Origin of the sequence: Nonomuraea sp. NPDC049129 (assembly GCF_040648495.1) — a bacterium.
Taxonomy (GTDB): domain Bacteria; phylum Actinomycetota; class Actinomycetes; order Streptosporangiales; family Streptosporangiaceae; genus Nonomuraea.
In genome coordinates, this window is the sequence record NZ_JBEZDU010000038.1 from 1 (window position 1) to 13948 (window position 13948).

General features: G+C 69.8%; 15 protein-coding genes. 6 read left to right on the forward strand and 9 right to left on the reverse strand.

The features are described from left to right. Window positions 1-303: 303 nt before the first annotated feature. The 5 genes from AB0B64_RS55345 to AB0B64_RS55365 all read left to right on the forward strand — a co-directional run bounded on the left by AB0B64_RS55345 (window position 304) and on the right by AB0B64_RS55365 (window position 4249). Entirely contained in the window at window positions 304-435 is a 132-nt protein-coding gene (locus AB0B64_RS55345) for a hypothetical protein (protein WP_357961070.1), read from the forward strand. 277 nt (window positions 436-712) lie between these two features. After that, entirely contained in the window at window positions 713-1261 is a 549-nt protein-coding gene (locus AB0B64_RS55350; RefSeq protein ID WP_358202924.1) for a glycosyltransferase, read from the forward strand. An 895-nt stretch (window positions 1262-2156) separates the two neighbouring features. After that, window positions 2157-3071, forward strand: a complete 915-nt coding sequence (locus tag AB0B64_RS55355) for a group II intron maturase-specific domain-containing protein (RefSeq protein ID WP_358203283.1) — start codon at window positions 2157-2159, stop codon at window positions 3069-3071. Between the two features lie 239 nt (window positions 3072-3310). Beyond that, the gene (locus AB0B64_RS55360) at window positions 3311-3475 is read left to right on the forward strand and encodes a hypothetical protein (protein WP_357961079.1); all 165 of its coding nucleotides are present in this window, start codon (window positions 3311-3313) and stop codon (window positions 3473-3475) included. Window positions 3476-3661: 186 nt separating this feature from the next. Continuing rightward, on the forward strand, window positions 3662-4249 hold the full coding sequence (locus AB0B64_RS55365; protein ID WP_357961081.1) for a TetR/AcrR family transcriptional regulator: 588 nt from the start codon (window positions 3662-3664) through the stop codon (window positions 4247-4249). Here the strand turns inward: AB0B64_RS55365 and AB0B64_RS55370 are convergent. Next, window positions 4246-4869 carry a DUF2218 domain-containing protein gene (locus AB0B64_RS55370; protein WP_357961084.1) on the reverse strand — a complete coding sequence of 208 codons (624 nt, stop codon included), beginning with the start codon at window positions 4867-4869 and terminating at the stop codon, window positions 4246-4248. The genes AB0B64_RS55365 and AB0B64_RS55370 overlap by 4 nt on opposite strands. A gap of 30 nt (window positions 4870-4899) precedes the next feature. Continuing rightward, window positions 4900-5508 (reverse strand): class I SAM-dependent methyltransferase, encoded by a 609-nt coding sequence (locus tag AB0B64_RS55375; protein WP_357961087.1) that lies wholly within the window; start codon window positions 5506-5508, stop codon window positions 4900-4902. A 135-nt stretch (window positions 5509-5643) separates the two neighbouring features. Between AB0B64_RS55375 and AB0B64_RS55380 the strand changes: the two genes are divergently transcribed. Beyond that, the gene (locus tag AB0B64_RS55380) at window positions 5644-6939 is read left to right on the forward strand and encodes an alpha/beta fold hydrolase (protein ID WP_358202943.1); all 1296 of its coding nucleotides are present in this window, start codon (window positions 5644-5646) and stop codon (window positions 6937-6939) included. A 331-nt stretch (window positions 6940-7270) separates the two neighbouring features. Here AB0B64_RS55380 and AB0B64_RS55385 read toward each other — a convergent pair whose 3' ends face one another. The 7 genes from AB0B64_RS55385 to wecB form a co-directional block, all read right to left on the reverse strand. Continuing rightward, complete coding sequence (locus AB0B64_RS55385; protein WP_357961241.1) at window positions 7271-7618, reverse strand: hypothetical protein; 348 nt, start codon at window positions 7616-7618, stop codon at window positions 7271-7273. Next, the gene (locus AB0B64_RS55390; RefSeq protein ID WP_357961094.1) at window positions 7581-8333 is read right to left on the reverse strand and encodes a response regulator transcription factor; all 753 of its coding nucleotides are present in this window, start codon (window positions 8331-8333) and stop codon (window positions 7581-7583) included. The genes AB0B64_RS55385 and AB0B64_RS55390 overlap by 38 nt, the downstream gene beginning before the upstream one ends. 99 nt (window positions 8334-8432) lie before the next feature. Continuing rightward, window positions 8433-9110, reverse strand: a complete 678-nt coding sequence (locus tag AB0B64_RS55395) for a hypothetical protein (RefSeq protein ID WP_357961097.1) — start codon at window positions 9108-9110, stop codon at window positions 8433-8435. Further along, entirely contained in the window at window positions 9107-10342 is a 1236-nt protein-coding gene (locus tag AB0B64_RS55400; RefSeq protein WP_358202957.1) for a glycosyltransferase family 2 protein, read from the reverse strand. The genes AB0B64_RS55395 and AB0B64_RS55400 overlap by 4 nt, the downstream gene beginning before the upstream one ends. Continuing rightward, entirely contained in the window at window positions 10339-10488 is a 150-nt protein-coding gene (locus AB0B64_RS55405; protein WP_225302465.1) for a hypothetical protein, read from the reverse strand. Before AB0B64_RS55405 ends, AB0B64_RS55400 begins: the two co-directional genes overlap by 4 nt. Window positions 10489-10551: 63 nt before the next feature. After that, window positions 10552-12387 carry a DUF2334 domain-containing protein gene (locus AB0B64_RS55410; protein WP_358202964.1) on the reverse strand — a complete coding sequence of 612 codons (1836 nt, stop codon included), beginning with the start codon at window positions 12385-12387 and terminating at the stop codon, window positions 10552-10554. Continuing rightward, complete coding sequence (gene wecB, locus AB0B64_RS55415; RefSeq protein ID WP_358202975.1) at window positions 12384-13646, reverse strand: UDP-N-acetylglucosamine 2-epimerase (non-hydrolyzing); 1263 nt, start codon at window positions 13644-13646, stop codon at window positions 12384-12386. The genes AB0B64_RS55410 and wecB overlap by 4 nt, the downstream gene beginning before the upstream one ends. Between the last annotated feature and the right edge of the window lie 302 nt (window positions 13647-13948).

A 13948-nucleotide genomic window follows, 5' to 3' on the forward strand; every position in this document is an offset into this window, starting at 1 on the left:
CTCCCTCGGGGCCCACCCCCCGGCAAACGCGCTCGGGCATGCCCCCACCCCTGGCGCCCGGCCAGGACCAAACCCCCACCACTGGCCCCGGTCCGGGGCCGGGCTTGCCCACGCCCCGGCCCCGGACCGGGCCACACCGCTACGGCCGCCTTCTTCCGGCTTCACGCAAGGGGCCGCCATCACCGTGAACGGAAATGTGACGTGTCATTCGTACGTCGCGCCGCCGTGACGACGCTTCTTCGGGCATTGGAGATACGCGACCGCCAGCGTGCCCGCTCGGCGCCTCCGGCCGACGGCCAAACGGTGAGCATCTTGTTGCTGCACGCCAACGGTATGGGCGGCACGATCAGGACCGTCTTCAACCTCGCCGAACACCTCGCGCGTACGCGCGACGTCGAGATCATGAGCGTGCTCAGGGAACGTGAGCGTCCCTGAACCTGATCGCCGCCCGCTTCGCCCCGCCCGAGGTCATCACGATCGCCCAGGAGCATGGCAACCTGTCCGGCCACCGGCCGGCCATTCGCGCACAGATCTTGCGCCGCTCCGGCAGGCTCGACGCCCTCGTCACCCTCACCCAGGCCGACCTCCTCAGCTACGAGCACGCCTACCGGCGAAGAGGGGCAACGGCCCGCAGACGTTGATCCAGATCCCCAACGCCGTCACCCGGCTGAGCGGCGGCCCCGCCGCCCTCACGACCAAGAACGCGGTCACCGTGGGTCGTCTGGCCTATGTCAAGGGCCACGACCTGCTGATCCGCGCCTGGGTCCATGTCCATGCCAGACATCCGGACTGGAGCTTGCGCATCGTCGGCGCAGGCCCCCGCGCGGCCAAACTCCAGATGGCGATCGACAAGCGCGGGCTGAGGAACCGGGTGCTCTTGGAAGGTGCTGCCAGGGACGTCGGCGCGGAACTGGACACCGCCTCCCTATTCGTGCTCGGCTCGCGCCGCCAGGGCATGCCGATGGTCATCTTGGAAGCGATGAGCAAAGGGCTGCCGGTGATCAGCTACGACTGCCCCACCGGACCGGCCGAGCTGATCACCCACGGCTTCGATGGGTTACTCGTCGAATCCGGCAAGATCCACGCGATGGCCGACGCGATCTGCACACTCATCGAGAACGAGGAACTACGCCGGCAGCTCGGAGCCCGCGCCCTGAACACCTCGGCCCGATACCGCCCCACCACCATCGCAGCCATGTGGGACCAACTCCTCGCCGACCTGATCGACAAAAAGACCCGGGGGGTATCACTCGTGAAGTGACAAACTCACGGCGGAAGCATCCGCTGCGGAGATCTTCACTCAGGCGATCGGCGAGTAGGCGGAAGTATCCTCTGAGCGCCTGTTAGCAGGGGTGTTAGCAAGATCGCGAGATGGTCAAGACAAACACGAAGGCCCGTCCCAGGGAGCCCCTGGTGACGGGCCTTTCACATAAGCGCGGCCGACAGGAGTCGAACCCGTAACCTTCTGATCCGTAGGGAAGGGCAGATACCTTGTCAACGACGTCCCGGCCTGGTCAGGCGGTGGGTAGCGGCTGGTGGAGTGTGATGATGTAAGGCCGTGTTGCTGTACGCACCTGCTGTACGTCGAAGACCTGGACCTGCGGCTGGACGACGAACACGTCCGCATCCACGGCAAGGGCGGCAGCGTCCGCACCGTCCTGCTCGACGACCGCGGCTACGTCACCCTACTCAAGCTCTACCTGACCCGCGCCGGCTACACCGCCGGACCGCTGTTCCGCGCCTCCATCAACGGCCGCGGCGGACCTCTGTCCTACGACGCCGCCCACCATCGCCGGCAGAGCTACTGCGCCGCCGCCGGTGTCGAGATCGCAGCTGTACGCGTTGCTCGACGACAAGGTCGCCGACTTCGAGATCCGCGCCGCCCGCCGACGCCGCGACCGGGCAACCCGCTGAAGAACCTTCACGGCCAAGAGCGACCTCACTCGTTGCGGCCAAGATCCTTCTCAGCGCCAACGGCTGTCCGCTGGTTCCTCACCCCCGGATATGCCGAGTGTGCTGCTGCCTCCCCTGGAATTCTGGAAGTTGCCCGTTGCTGATGAACGTGGCGCTCCACGGGCTGGAAGAGGCCGCTGGAGTCCGCTACCGCACCATAACCAATCAGGGTGAGGTGGCGGTGGAACGGTTCTCCGATCTTGGTGAGGTATGCCGACGACCTGGTCGTGTGCTGCCATTCCGAGCAGCACGCGGCGCAGGTCAAGGAGCGGCTCGCCCGGTGGCTGGGTCCTAGAGGGCTGATCTTCAACGAGGACAAGACGAGAGTCGTGCGCCTCGAAGCGGGTTTTGACTTTCTGGGGTTCAACCTGCGTCGCTACCCAGGCGACAAGCTGCTGATCAAACCGAGCCAGGATGCGGTCAGGCGGTTTCGGAAGAGGCTCACCGACGAGGTCCGCGCCTTGCGCGGCTCGAACGCGAGGGCGGTCATCGCCAGGCTCAACCCCATCATGCGGGGCTGGGCCGCCTACTACCGAGGAGTGGTGGCCAGCAAGATCTTCTCCGCGCTGGACCATCACGTGTGGTGGCCCACTTTCCGATGGGCACGCCACACGCACTCCAACAAGCCGAAGAAGTGGATCGTCAGACGCTACTTCGGCCGGTTCAACCGGTTCAGGAACGACCGGTGGGTGTTCGGGGACCGCACCTCCGTCTCTGACGGGGGGAATGTCCGCCACCTGGCCAAGTTCTCCTGGACCACCATCGTCCGGCATCAGCTCGTGACGGGGCGGGCCTCTCCCGACGACCCGGACCTGACCGAGTACTGGGCCAAGCGGCGGCGAAAGATCAAACCCCCATTGGACAGCTATAACCTGCGCCTGCTCGCCAGGCAGGACGGACGCTGCCCGCTTTGCGGCGAGGCTCTTCTCGCCGCCGATCAACCGCCGCAATCCCCCCGAGAATGGGAGAACTGGTGGCTGAGCACCGCCCGCAGGGCGATAGCCGCCCTCTACCTCACCCACCACGGGCGGGACGGCCAGCCGGACAGAACCACAACCCGCCTGGTGCACGCCTCCTGCAACCGCAGCCACCAGGCCCGCGCGCGCAGGACCCGGTGACATCATCGCCGTGACGCCCTCGTGGCTTGCTTGAGCCGAGGTGCGGGGAAAGCCCGCTCGCCCGGTTCTGAGGGGGCGGTGGCGCGGTAACGTGCCACCGCTACCCGACCGATCTCCCTGTTCGGCGATTATGACCAGGCCGAGGAGGAGTTCCCCCGGTCCAAGTACGGCCATCCCAAGGACCGGCGGCCGGATCTGAAGCAGATCCGGCCGGGATCGGCACCAGCGCCGATGGCGGGGTGCCGGTCTTTTCCCGGGTCTACGATGGCGGCGCGGCGGAGGTGTCGCAGGTCGTCGGGGCGATGCGGGCACTGCAGAAGATCGCCGACCGGCGGGAACTGCTGCTGGGCGATTCCAAGACCATCTCTTACGACAACGTGCGGGAGCTGACCCACGCCGGGTGACCTTCATGGCCCCGGCGCCCAAAGCCGTCGTGCCCGCCGCTGTCCTGGCCGGCTCCTGACGCGGCCGCTGACACGACACCGCATGGTCGACGGCGAGCGCAAGGGCTGGTCAGCCGGCTCGCGAGGATTTTGCGAGACACTATGTCGTTACTTATGCACAGCGTTTTGTAGCAGTAAGCTTGTGTGGTGCCGAAGTTGTGGAACGAGACGATCGAGGCGCACCGCCGCACGGTGCGTGACGCGATTCTCGACACCACCGCCGCGCTGGTGGCCGAGCGCGGCCTGCTCGGGGTGACCATGTCGCAGATCGCCGAGCAGACCGGCATCGGGCGGGCGACCCTGTATAAATACTTCCCCGCCGTCGAGACGATCGTGCTGGTTTGGCACGACCGCCGGGTCGCCGAGCATCTGAAGGAGCTCGTCACGGCCCGCGATCACGCCGGCGGCGCGGAGCAGCGGCTCGAGGCCGTGCTGCGGACGTACGCGCACATCCAGCGGGAGCGCGGGCACCACGGCGAGCACGAGAGCTTCGGGGCGGACGTGTTCGCCGCCCTGCACAAAGGGGAGTACGTCGCGCGGGCGCATCAGGAGCTCGACGAGCTGCTCCGCGACGTGCTGGCAGGGGCCGCCGAAGCCGGTCACGTGCGGGCGGACGTGCCGGCCGACGAGCTGGCGGCCTACTGCCGGCACGCCCTTCAGGCGGCGGCCGCGATGCCGTCTAAGGCGGCCGTTCAGCGCCTGCTCGAGGTCGTCATGGCCGGGATGCGGCCTTAGGAGCGGGTTCTGGCAACCTTGCGGCGGCGGTAGAGGTGCACGCCGACGAAGACGAGCTTGACGGCGACGGCCAGCAGCAGGAGGTCGACGATCATGCCCGTCCATTGGGGCATGGCCAGCAGGCCTACCCCCACGCCCACATGTATGGCGACGCCCACCGCGACGGTCACGGCGATGAGCATCGCCTGGCCGCGTCCCCGCTTGCGACCGCCCGCCGAAGCCTGTGATCCGTGCAGGGTCCGTGATCTCTCCGTGGTGGTCGATCCGTCCTTGGAGCGCCACTCCACGCTGACGGGGTCGCGGGCGGTGAACCGGGTGAGGTTCCTGGCGATGAGCTCCTCGATCCGGCGCACGTTCTCCTGGTCGTCCGCCTCGATCCGCAGTTCCAGCGTGTCGTCGGTTGCGTCCACGGTGCAGGTGCCCCAGTCGAACGTGATGGTGCCGTGGGTGTCGCTCCATTCGGCCTCGACGCGTTGCGGCCGCTCGGCAGGCGGCCGATGGCCGAGGTGGCCGGGGATCTGGTGGCCCTTGCGCCCGCCCATCTGCTGGGCGTGGCGGCAGAGCTGGGTGAGATAGCGGCTCGGCCGTTCGATCTTGACCGTGGCTTCGCTGGTCGGCATCGTGCTCCTTCTGCTTGTTCGGACTCGGGGTCAGATCCTGATGAGGGCGACCAGCCAGGCCGCCAGGCCCTCCGGGCCGAGATTGCTGTCGATGGTGGCGGCGTCGATCGAGTCGATCTTCCAGCCGTCGGAGAACGCCGCCGCGATCTCCTCCCGCGTCACCCGGCGCGGACCGTACTCACCCGCGCCCGGCTGCCGTTCGCTGAAGCACAACATGAAGTAGCGGCCTCCCGGCCGCAGGGCGGCGCGCAGACTCTCGACATACGTGGCCCGGTCGGCGTCGCCGAAGATGTGGAAGATCAGCGAGTCGAGCACGGTGTCGAACGTCTCGCCCAGCTCGCCCAACCGCAGCACGTCATGGCGCAGCCACCGGACGGCGAGCCCCCGCTCGCGCGCCTTCTCCGCGGCGGCCTGGAGCCCTTTCGGCGCGAGGTCGACGCCGGTGACGTCGAGTCCCATGCCGGCACACAGCAGCGCGAGCTCGCCGGTGCCGCAGCCGACGTCCAGCACCCTGCCGCGAAACTCGCCGGCCTCGGCCAGGGCGGCGAACGCCGGTTGGGGGCGCCCGACGTCCCATGGGGGCGTGGTGCCGTACAGGTCCTCCGGAGGGCCGTGCGGGTGCACGGGCGCGTCGCTCATACGTGAGTCCTTTCCTTGTGGATCAATACACCGTGATGCAGTGGAACAGCATCGAATTGAACACTACATGCCGCTCATGATACATACAGTGTGTATCGAAAAATCCTCACATGCCACGGAGGAAGGGGCACTGCTGTGAGCGAACGCGGTAAGGCACTGATGGAGGCGGCGACCCGCCAGCTGCGCGAAGCGATGGACCTGTTCGGTCGCATGACCGAGGCCGATCTGCGCAAACCGTGCCACGACGAGGGCGGCGACGGTGCGGGGGACACCGTCGGCGCGGCCGGGCGTCATCTGGCCGACGGCTACGGGCGGCTCGGCGGACTCGTCCGGGGTGCTGCGGACGGCCCGGCGGCACACCAGGCCGGACAGCACGATGGATCAGTAACGCACGGGGGCGGCCACGACGGAGCGCCGGGGCCCGCGAACCTGGCCGATCTCCTGGGCGACCTGACCCGCGCCAACGATCAGATCAGCCGGCTCGGCGACCTGACAGACGAGCGGCTCGACAGCGTCTTGGACCCGGCCACGAGCCGTTTCTCCGACGGGAAGCGGACGCTGGAGCAGGTGATCGGCGTGGCCCTCTCACACCAGGCGGAACACCTGTCGACCTTGCGGCAGGCCGTCGCGGCGGGCCAGGTAGAGGTCCCCGGAGCACGGCTCTACTACGAGACCCACGGCGACGGGCCGCTCCTCGTCATGGTCCCGGGAGCCGGCGGCACGGCCGACGTGTTCAGGATGGTCGCGGCGCACCTCGCCGCGCACTACACCGTGGTCATCTACGACCGGCGCGGCTTCTCACGCAGCCGCCTCGCCGGGCCTCAGGACTACGACCGCCGCCTCCAGACCGACGCCGACGACGTACGGAGGCTGATCGGGCATTTGGGCGGCGACGACTCTGCGACCGTGTTCGGCGCCAGCTCGGGGGCCATCGTCGGCCTGGAGACGCTCGCCCGCCACCCCGAAGCGGTGCGCACGCTTGTCCCGTACGAGCCGCCCGCCCTGGGGCAACTGCCCGACGGGAAGGAGTGGGAGACCTTCTTCAGCGGCGTCTACGATCTCTACCGATCGTCGGGGATCGAGCCTGCGTTGGAGGCGTTCCGGGAGCGGACGTTCGCCGAGATCGACCGGCGGACCATGGCTCGCGCCCCCAGGAACGACGCCAACGCCGCTTATTGGTTCGAACACGAGCTGCGTCAGTACCCGCCAGCCGAGCTCGACCTGGACGCCCTCACACAGCACGCCGACCGGATCCTCCCGGTCGCCGGGCGCGAATCCCACGGCTATCCCTGCTACGAGGCCATCGGGCGCCTCGGCGAACGGCTGGGCCTGGGCGTCATCGAGCTGCCGGGCGGCCACACCGGTTTCCTCTCGCACGCCGCCGAGTTCGCCGAGGAGCTGACCCGGCACCTCACGGCCAGGAACGCCTGACACCGCACCACCCAGGCGGCCCGCGACGACCCGAGTGCGGCCCAGAGGTGTGCGACCCCGCCGGCGTCGGCGAGCCGGTCGGTGTAGCGGATGAACAGGCGCGATCGGAGTGATGGACCAGTCCCTCCAGCTCTTCGGCCTAGCCGTCGCGGCGCCAGATGGCCATCTCCAGCGGCTTCCGGCATGAGGCCGCCGGGGTTCACGTGCTGCCCGCCGACTACCAGGCGTGCTGTCCGCGGTGTGCTCCGGCTAGGATCCGCTGTCCTGCAAGACGATCTGTGCGCAGGCAACAACGTCTCAGCCTCCACCATCCGCCGCTGGCTGCTGGAGGTCATCGACCTGCTCGCGGCACGCCCCACGCCTGGACCGCGCCCTGAAGAAGATCGCCAAGGCCGGCGGGCAGGTCGTGTTGCTGGACGGCACGCTGGTGCGTACCCGCCGCCGCACCGGGCGAGCCAACCGCACCAACTACAACGGCAAACACAAGGTCCACGGCCTGCTGTTCCTCGCCCTCACCGACGAGAACGGCAACCTGATCTGGATCTCCTCCGCCAAGCCCGGCCGTTCCAGCGAGATCCGGCGCGGCCGGGAGCGTCGCGGCCTCGCGCAGCAGCCGGAGCGCGTCGCGCGGCGCCGTGTCGTCACCGCTCCCGCACAGCAGAACGTGAATCGGGACCATCGCGCATGTCCCCTCCGTCTCCGAACCTGTAGCCCACACCGTGCACCGTGCGCACCCAGTGGCCGGACCGGGCGTCGTCACCGAGTTTGCGCCGCAGGTTGGCGATGTGGACGTCTATCACGTGGGCGTTGCCCGGCCAGTCGGTGTGCCAGATCGCCCGGGTCAACGTCTCGCGAGGCCATACCCGCCTCGGGTTGGAGGCGAACAGCGCCAGCAGGTCGAACTCGATGCGGGTCAGCGGCACGGGCCGGCCCGCCAGGTGCACCTCGCGGCTCTCTTCGTCCACGACCAGGTCGCCGAACTCGTGGACCCCCGCCCGTTCGGGGAAGGCGCTCTCCGGCTCGCGGCGGGGCCGCCGGAACATCGCCGCGACGCGCGCCGCCAGCTCCCGCGGCGAGAACGGCTTGGTCATGTAGTCGTCGGCGCCCACCTCCAGGCCGATGAGCCGGTCGGCCTCCTCCGTACGGCCCGACACCATGATCACGTACGCGCTCGTCATCCCCCGCAGCCGCCGGCACACCTCGATGCCGTCCATGTCCGGCAGCATGAGGTCGAGCGTCACCAGGTCGGGCCGCCTCTGCGCGACCAGGTCCAGCCCCTCGGCCCCGGTGGCCGCCTCCGACACCTCGAAACCGGCCATCCGCAGGACCTCGCACAACAGCCTGCGCATCTCCGCGGTGTCCTCGATGACCAGTGCCCCCGGCCGTTCCACCACGCCATCACCTCGAGTCAGCCACCGATCGCCGGCGAGCGCGGTGGCGGCGCGGTCGCACGACCGTGACCCCGGCGATCCCTCCCCCGTTCAAGGCCTCACTTACCGCAGCGAGCCGCCGCGAAACCGCCGTGCCGCAGATGCGACGCGCAGGTCGGTGAAGCAGGTCGTGGCGTCCTCGTTGTAGAGGCCGGCGTGGCCGCCCCGATAGGGCCGTTCACGGTCGTGGAAGCGGACCAGGTGACGGCCGTCCACCTTGGCCGTGATCGTGGCGCCCACCTGGTGGATCTCGATCGTGTGCCACACGCCGAGCGCGTAGGACCGGGCGCCCGTGGCGAGGTAACGCTGGTTGCCCGGGTAGCCGGGGGTGACCTTGCCGAGCTCCCAGCCGTTGGGTTTGGGCACGAGGTAGTAGAAGTGGTCGTCGTCCGTGTAGTGCCACACGACCCAGGCGACCTCCCAGGCGTTGGGCGTGGGGCGCCGTAGCTGGTGCAGGGTCCTGGCCCGTACGCGGATCCGGACGTCCGTGTAGCGGCCGGTGGTCAGGGCCAGCGCGGCGTGCGTCTCGGCCGGGGCTCGCGCGGGCCGCGGTGACAGCCGCCACACCCACCGGCCGCCGGCCTGGTACGTGCACGCCCTGCCGTACCCGTCGTAGGTCAGGAACAGCCCCGCCCGGACGGTCCCCTCCGGCCACGGGACGCACGGGGCGGGCGCGGCGGGCGCCACCGGGAGGGCGAGCAGCGCGACGGCGGCCAGTGCCGGGCCCGCGAGCGCTCTCACGCGGGTCCCGGTGACGGATCGGCCAGCCGTTCGGTCTTCATCCAGACCCGCCGGCCGCGCGCCGCCCGCCACAGCCCCCGGCAGGCCGCCACGAGCCAGACCAGGTTGTAGACGATGAACAGGTGACCGTAGCAGAGCCCGCGCAACCGCCCCATGTCACCGCTGATGCGCGCGTAGAGCGGCCCGAGCAGGAAGGCCGCGCCGAACGTCAGCGCGTACCACGACGCGATCGGCACCGGCTGGATGAGCTGCTCGCGCGCCACCGGCGAGAACGCCACCCCCACCAGGGACGCGACCAGCGAGATCGTCATGAAGGCGCCCACGAAGATCAGCAACGGGCTGAGCAGCACGTTCAGCAGGTCGGTCGCCACCCGGCCGGACGCCCGCCCGACCACCGACGGCACGAGCCGCAGCGCCTGAAGGTGCCCCTGGAACCAGCGTGAGCGCTGCCGCGCCAGGGCGCGCACGCTGACGAGCCCCTGCTGGCTCACGGTCGCGTCCGGGACGCAGGCGGTACGCCAGCCGGACAGCACCATCCGCACGCCCAGGTCCAGGTCCTCGGTCAGGCTGGGCGACCACGGGTCGTCACCCAGGTCCAGGAGGGCGCTCAGCCGCATGATCTGGCCGTTGCCGCCGAGCCCCGCAGAGCCGATGCGGGTGCGGGTGCGCTGGAACATCCAGGTGTAGACGACGAACTCCATGTCCTGCATCCGCGTCAGGAGGCTCTGCGTCCGGTTGCCGATCCGCACCCCCATCTGGACGGCGCCGACCCGGGGGTCGGAGAAGTACGGCAGCGCCGTGTCCAGGGCCCGCGGGTCGAGCCGGCCGTCGGCGTCCATCAGGCAGACCAGGACACGGTCGGCGTCGTCCAGCAGTTCCTCCGGAAAGTGGCGAAGGGCGTGGTTGAGCGCCCGGCCCTTGCCCTGGCGGGCGTCCGGCGGCTCGCGCTTGAGCAGGCGGACCAGCGGGCCGGCGACCCGCCGGACGACTTCGGCCGTCCCGTCGTCGGAGCCGTCGTCCACGACCAGGACCTGGCCGCCGGGCAGGGCGCTCAGGGTGGCGGCGATGACCCGCTCCTCGTTCAGGCAGGGCACCAGGAAGACGACGGAGAAGTCGCCGCCGTCGCCGGCGGGGTGCTCGGCGATGCCCGCCGATTCCAGGTACATCCCCAGCGTGTAGGTGAACACCAGCAGCACGGCCGACAGCGCGCACAGGACCAGCACGGTGATCATCGGCGCCTCCTGTGGGCGGCCAGCACGAGCGTGCCGAGGACGACGACGTACAGCGCGAACAGCAGTCCGGCGACCGCCAGGGCGAGCCGGGCCACGCCGAACGCCGTCGCCCCGACGTCCACGGCCCGCGCGAGGAGCTCAGTCATGGCGCTTGCCTTTCCTCTCTCCTAGCTGACAGGGGCCTCTCTCCTAGCTGAAGGGGGCCACTCTCATAGCTGACAGGGCGCCACGAAGCGGTATCCCATCGACTTGAGCCGGCCGACGATGTCCTTCAGCCGGTCGGCGCCGAGGAAGGGGTGGTAGAAGAACCCCGCGACGTTGTCGCGTACCACGAGCTGCGCCTGGGCGTGTTCCACGATCGCCTCTGGGGTCCCCTCGTCCTCCATGACCGGGTGCAGCTCCACCATGCCGAGGGTCTCCGGGACGACGACGCTGCCATAGACGTCGCGGATCACGTACGGGGCGAACTGCTCGTCCATGTACGGCGACACCGGCGCGTGGCCCTCCCAGCCGGGGGTGAAGTAGGCCCCGCGGTCATAGCGGGCGGCGAACTTGCGCGCGATGACGCGGTAGTCGTCCGGCGAGGCGGCGTAGTGCGGCACCTCGAAGACGTGCGGCTCGGGCAGGCCGGCCGCGCGGACCTCAGCCACCGCCTGGTCGAGACGGTGTTCCATCCAGGTGGCCGAGTCGCCGTGGATCGCTCCGTCGTAGATGAGCCGCTGCTGGGCGTCGAAGTGGGTGCGGAAGAACTCGAAGTCCTGCCCGCTCTCCCCGTTCGTGGGATTGGGCGGGCCGTCCGACTGGTGGGTGTAGCCGTGCAGGACCATCGTGCCGCCGTGCTCCAGAAGGTAGACCAGGGCCCGCACCAGCTCCGGCCGGTCCCGCAGGCGGATGGTCGCCCGCTCCTGACCGTCCTTCAGCGGGCCGCGGTAGACCGGGATGACGCCGAAGCTGAACGGGACGCCGAGCCGGGACAGCGTCTCCCCCGCCGCGCGGATGGCCTCGGGATCGGCCTGCGGTCCGAGGTCCTCCAGGCGGACCAGGGCGCGGTGGCGGGCAGGCGTTCCGGGAGCGAGCAGGTCGAACAGCAGGTCGGACACGGCCAGGAAGCGGTCGTCGTCCTCGTCGATGTTCAACGCGACCTCGGCGACGTAGGTGAGGTTCCCGGACCTGACGGCCCAGGGACCCGTCCGGCGATCCGTCGTGACCGCCGTGGCCAGCACCCGGGCTCTGCTGGGGTCGAGAGCGGCGAACGTGCTGATCGGTCCCTGGCCGGGGTCGCGGCTCAGCAGCACCCCCTTGTACTGGACGCCAGTGACGCGCTCCAGGCCCGCGCCGCGCTGGACGACCTGCCCGGACTGCGGGATCGGCGGCTGGGCGTCGGTTCCCTGGCGCGGAACCCGGCGGGGCGCCAGGCCCTCGCCGCCCCATCGCCAGCCGTAGCGCCGCGCGAAGTCGTCCGCCGTGGTGAGCGTGCCGATGTTGCCGCCCAGCCAGAGAACGGGGCGCCGGCCGGCGAGCACGTCGCCGCGCAGGGCCGCCGGAAGCCGCTGGGTGCTCGACATGCCCACGTACACCAGGGCCCGGTGGCCGGCCAGCATGCCGGCCCGGTAGGTGCTCGTCCGGATCACCCGTACCGGCCCGAAGTGCGAGACCAGGTTGGCGGCGCGGGCCGCGTACACCTGGAACGCGGCCGGCCCGTCGGCGTCGTCGACGGCGATCAGCGTCGCGTTCGCGTTCGTGCCGCCTTTGTCCGTGCCGTTTTGAGGCGTGCTCTTCTGGTCCCTGCCGTTATGGTGCGTGCCGTTCTGGTCCATGCCCGCGCGTGCTGTCGCCGCCGGGTTCGCGGACCGTCCGTCCGGCGCGTCCGAGCCGTTCGTGCTGCACGCCGGCCACGTACGGGGCGCGGGCAAGGTCACCGGCTCCTTCCTGGAGAAGATCCCCAGGCTGGCGCCCGACACGACGAGAGCGCTCAGCAGCAGAGCCGCCAGCCACCTGAGCCCGGCGTGCCGCCGGAGCCCGCCCGCGCGCTCGCCGTCGCTCATCGCACGATCACCGGCCTCACGCCATGGCTCGCCGCCTCGACCTCGACCACGACCCGGTAGTCCTGTCGGGGCACGCCCTGTTCGGGCAGCGCTCCGAACGGGACGGGGCGCGGACCGAGGCCGAACAGGTGGGCCAGCGCCGCCAGCACCCGCTCGGTGGCCCGCCCGTCGCCGTAGGGATTGCGCGCCCGCGCCATGCGCCGGTAGTCCTCGGGCGAGTGGAGCAGGCCGCTGACACCGGCCACGATGCCGTCCTCCTCGGTCCCCACCAGCCGTGCCGCCCCGGTGCGGAGCGCCTCGGGCCGTTCGGTGGTGTCGCGCATCACGAGCACCGGCTTGTTCAGGCTCGGCGCCTCCTCCTGGATCCCGCCGCTGTCGGTGAGCACGAGGTACGAGCGGCGCAGCAGGCGGGCGAAGTCGCCGTAGCGGAGCGGCTCGGTGACCGTGATGTTCGGATGCCGGTCGAGACGCGGGAGCAGGGCGCGCCTCACCTCCGGGTTCGGATGCATGGGGAAGACGAGGTGCACGTCCCTTTCACCGGCCGCCGCCAGCCGCGACAGGGCCCGGGCGATGCCCTCCATACGGTCCCCCCAGGACTCCCGGCGATGCGTGGTGACCACGATGACGCGCCGGCCGTCCTGCTCCAGCGCGGCCAGCCTCGGTTCCCTGTACCCGTGACCCGTACAGGTGCTCTGCAGGAGCGCGTCGATCACCGTGTTTCCGGTGACGACGATCGACTCGGCGGACACGCCCTCACGAAGGAGGTTGTCCGCGCTGCCCGAGGTCGGCGCCAGATGGAGGGTGGCGATCCGGCTCGTCAGGCTGCGGTTCGCCTCCTCCGGGAACGGCGAGTACAGGTCGCCGCTGCGCAACCCGGCCTCTAGATGCACGACCCGCACCCGGTGGTAGAAGGCCGCTAGCGCTCCGGCCAGCGTGGTCGTCGTGTCCCCCTGCACGACCACCGCGTCGGGACGGTACGCGGCCACGAGACCGTCCAGCCCGCAGACCGCCCGGCTCGTCAGCTCGGCGAGGGTCTGTCCCGGCCGCATGATCCCGAGATCGACGTCCGGTTCGATGCCGAACGTCTCATGGACCTGGTCGAGCATTTCCCGATGCTGCCCTGTCACGACCACCACCGGCTCGAAGAGCGCCGCCTCGGTCAGACCAATGACCAGGGGAGCCATCTTGATCGCCTCGGGCCGCGTGCCGTACACCACCATGACGCGACGTACGCCCGACCCCGCACGCCCGGTGCCCACGAGCCTCGTTGAAGAGCACATAAAACGACAATTCGCACTAAAACATTCAGCAATCCTCAAGACTGCCTCAGGACTACCTCAATTCGTCCGCGATGCCAGGGGTTGGGGATCGTCTGGGTTGTCCTGGAAACTCCTCGCCCACCCCTTCTGGCGACGACTCCTCGTCCCACCGTGACCATCTGCACCATGATCCATCTCACCGCTAATGGCTGTCCTCTCGTTCCTCGACCCCGAGGCCTACGACGCACGGCCCGACGTCCATGCCCTGGTCATGGACGTCGGACGGGCAGGGCGCCCGGACT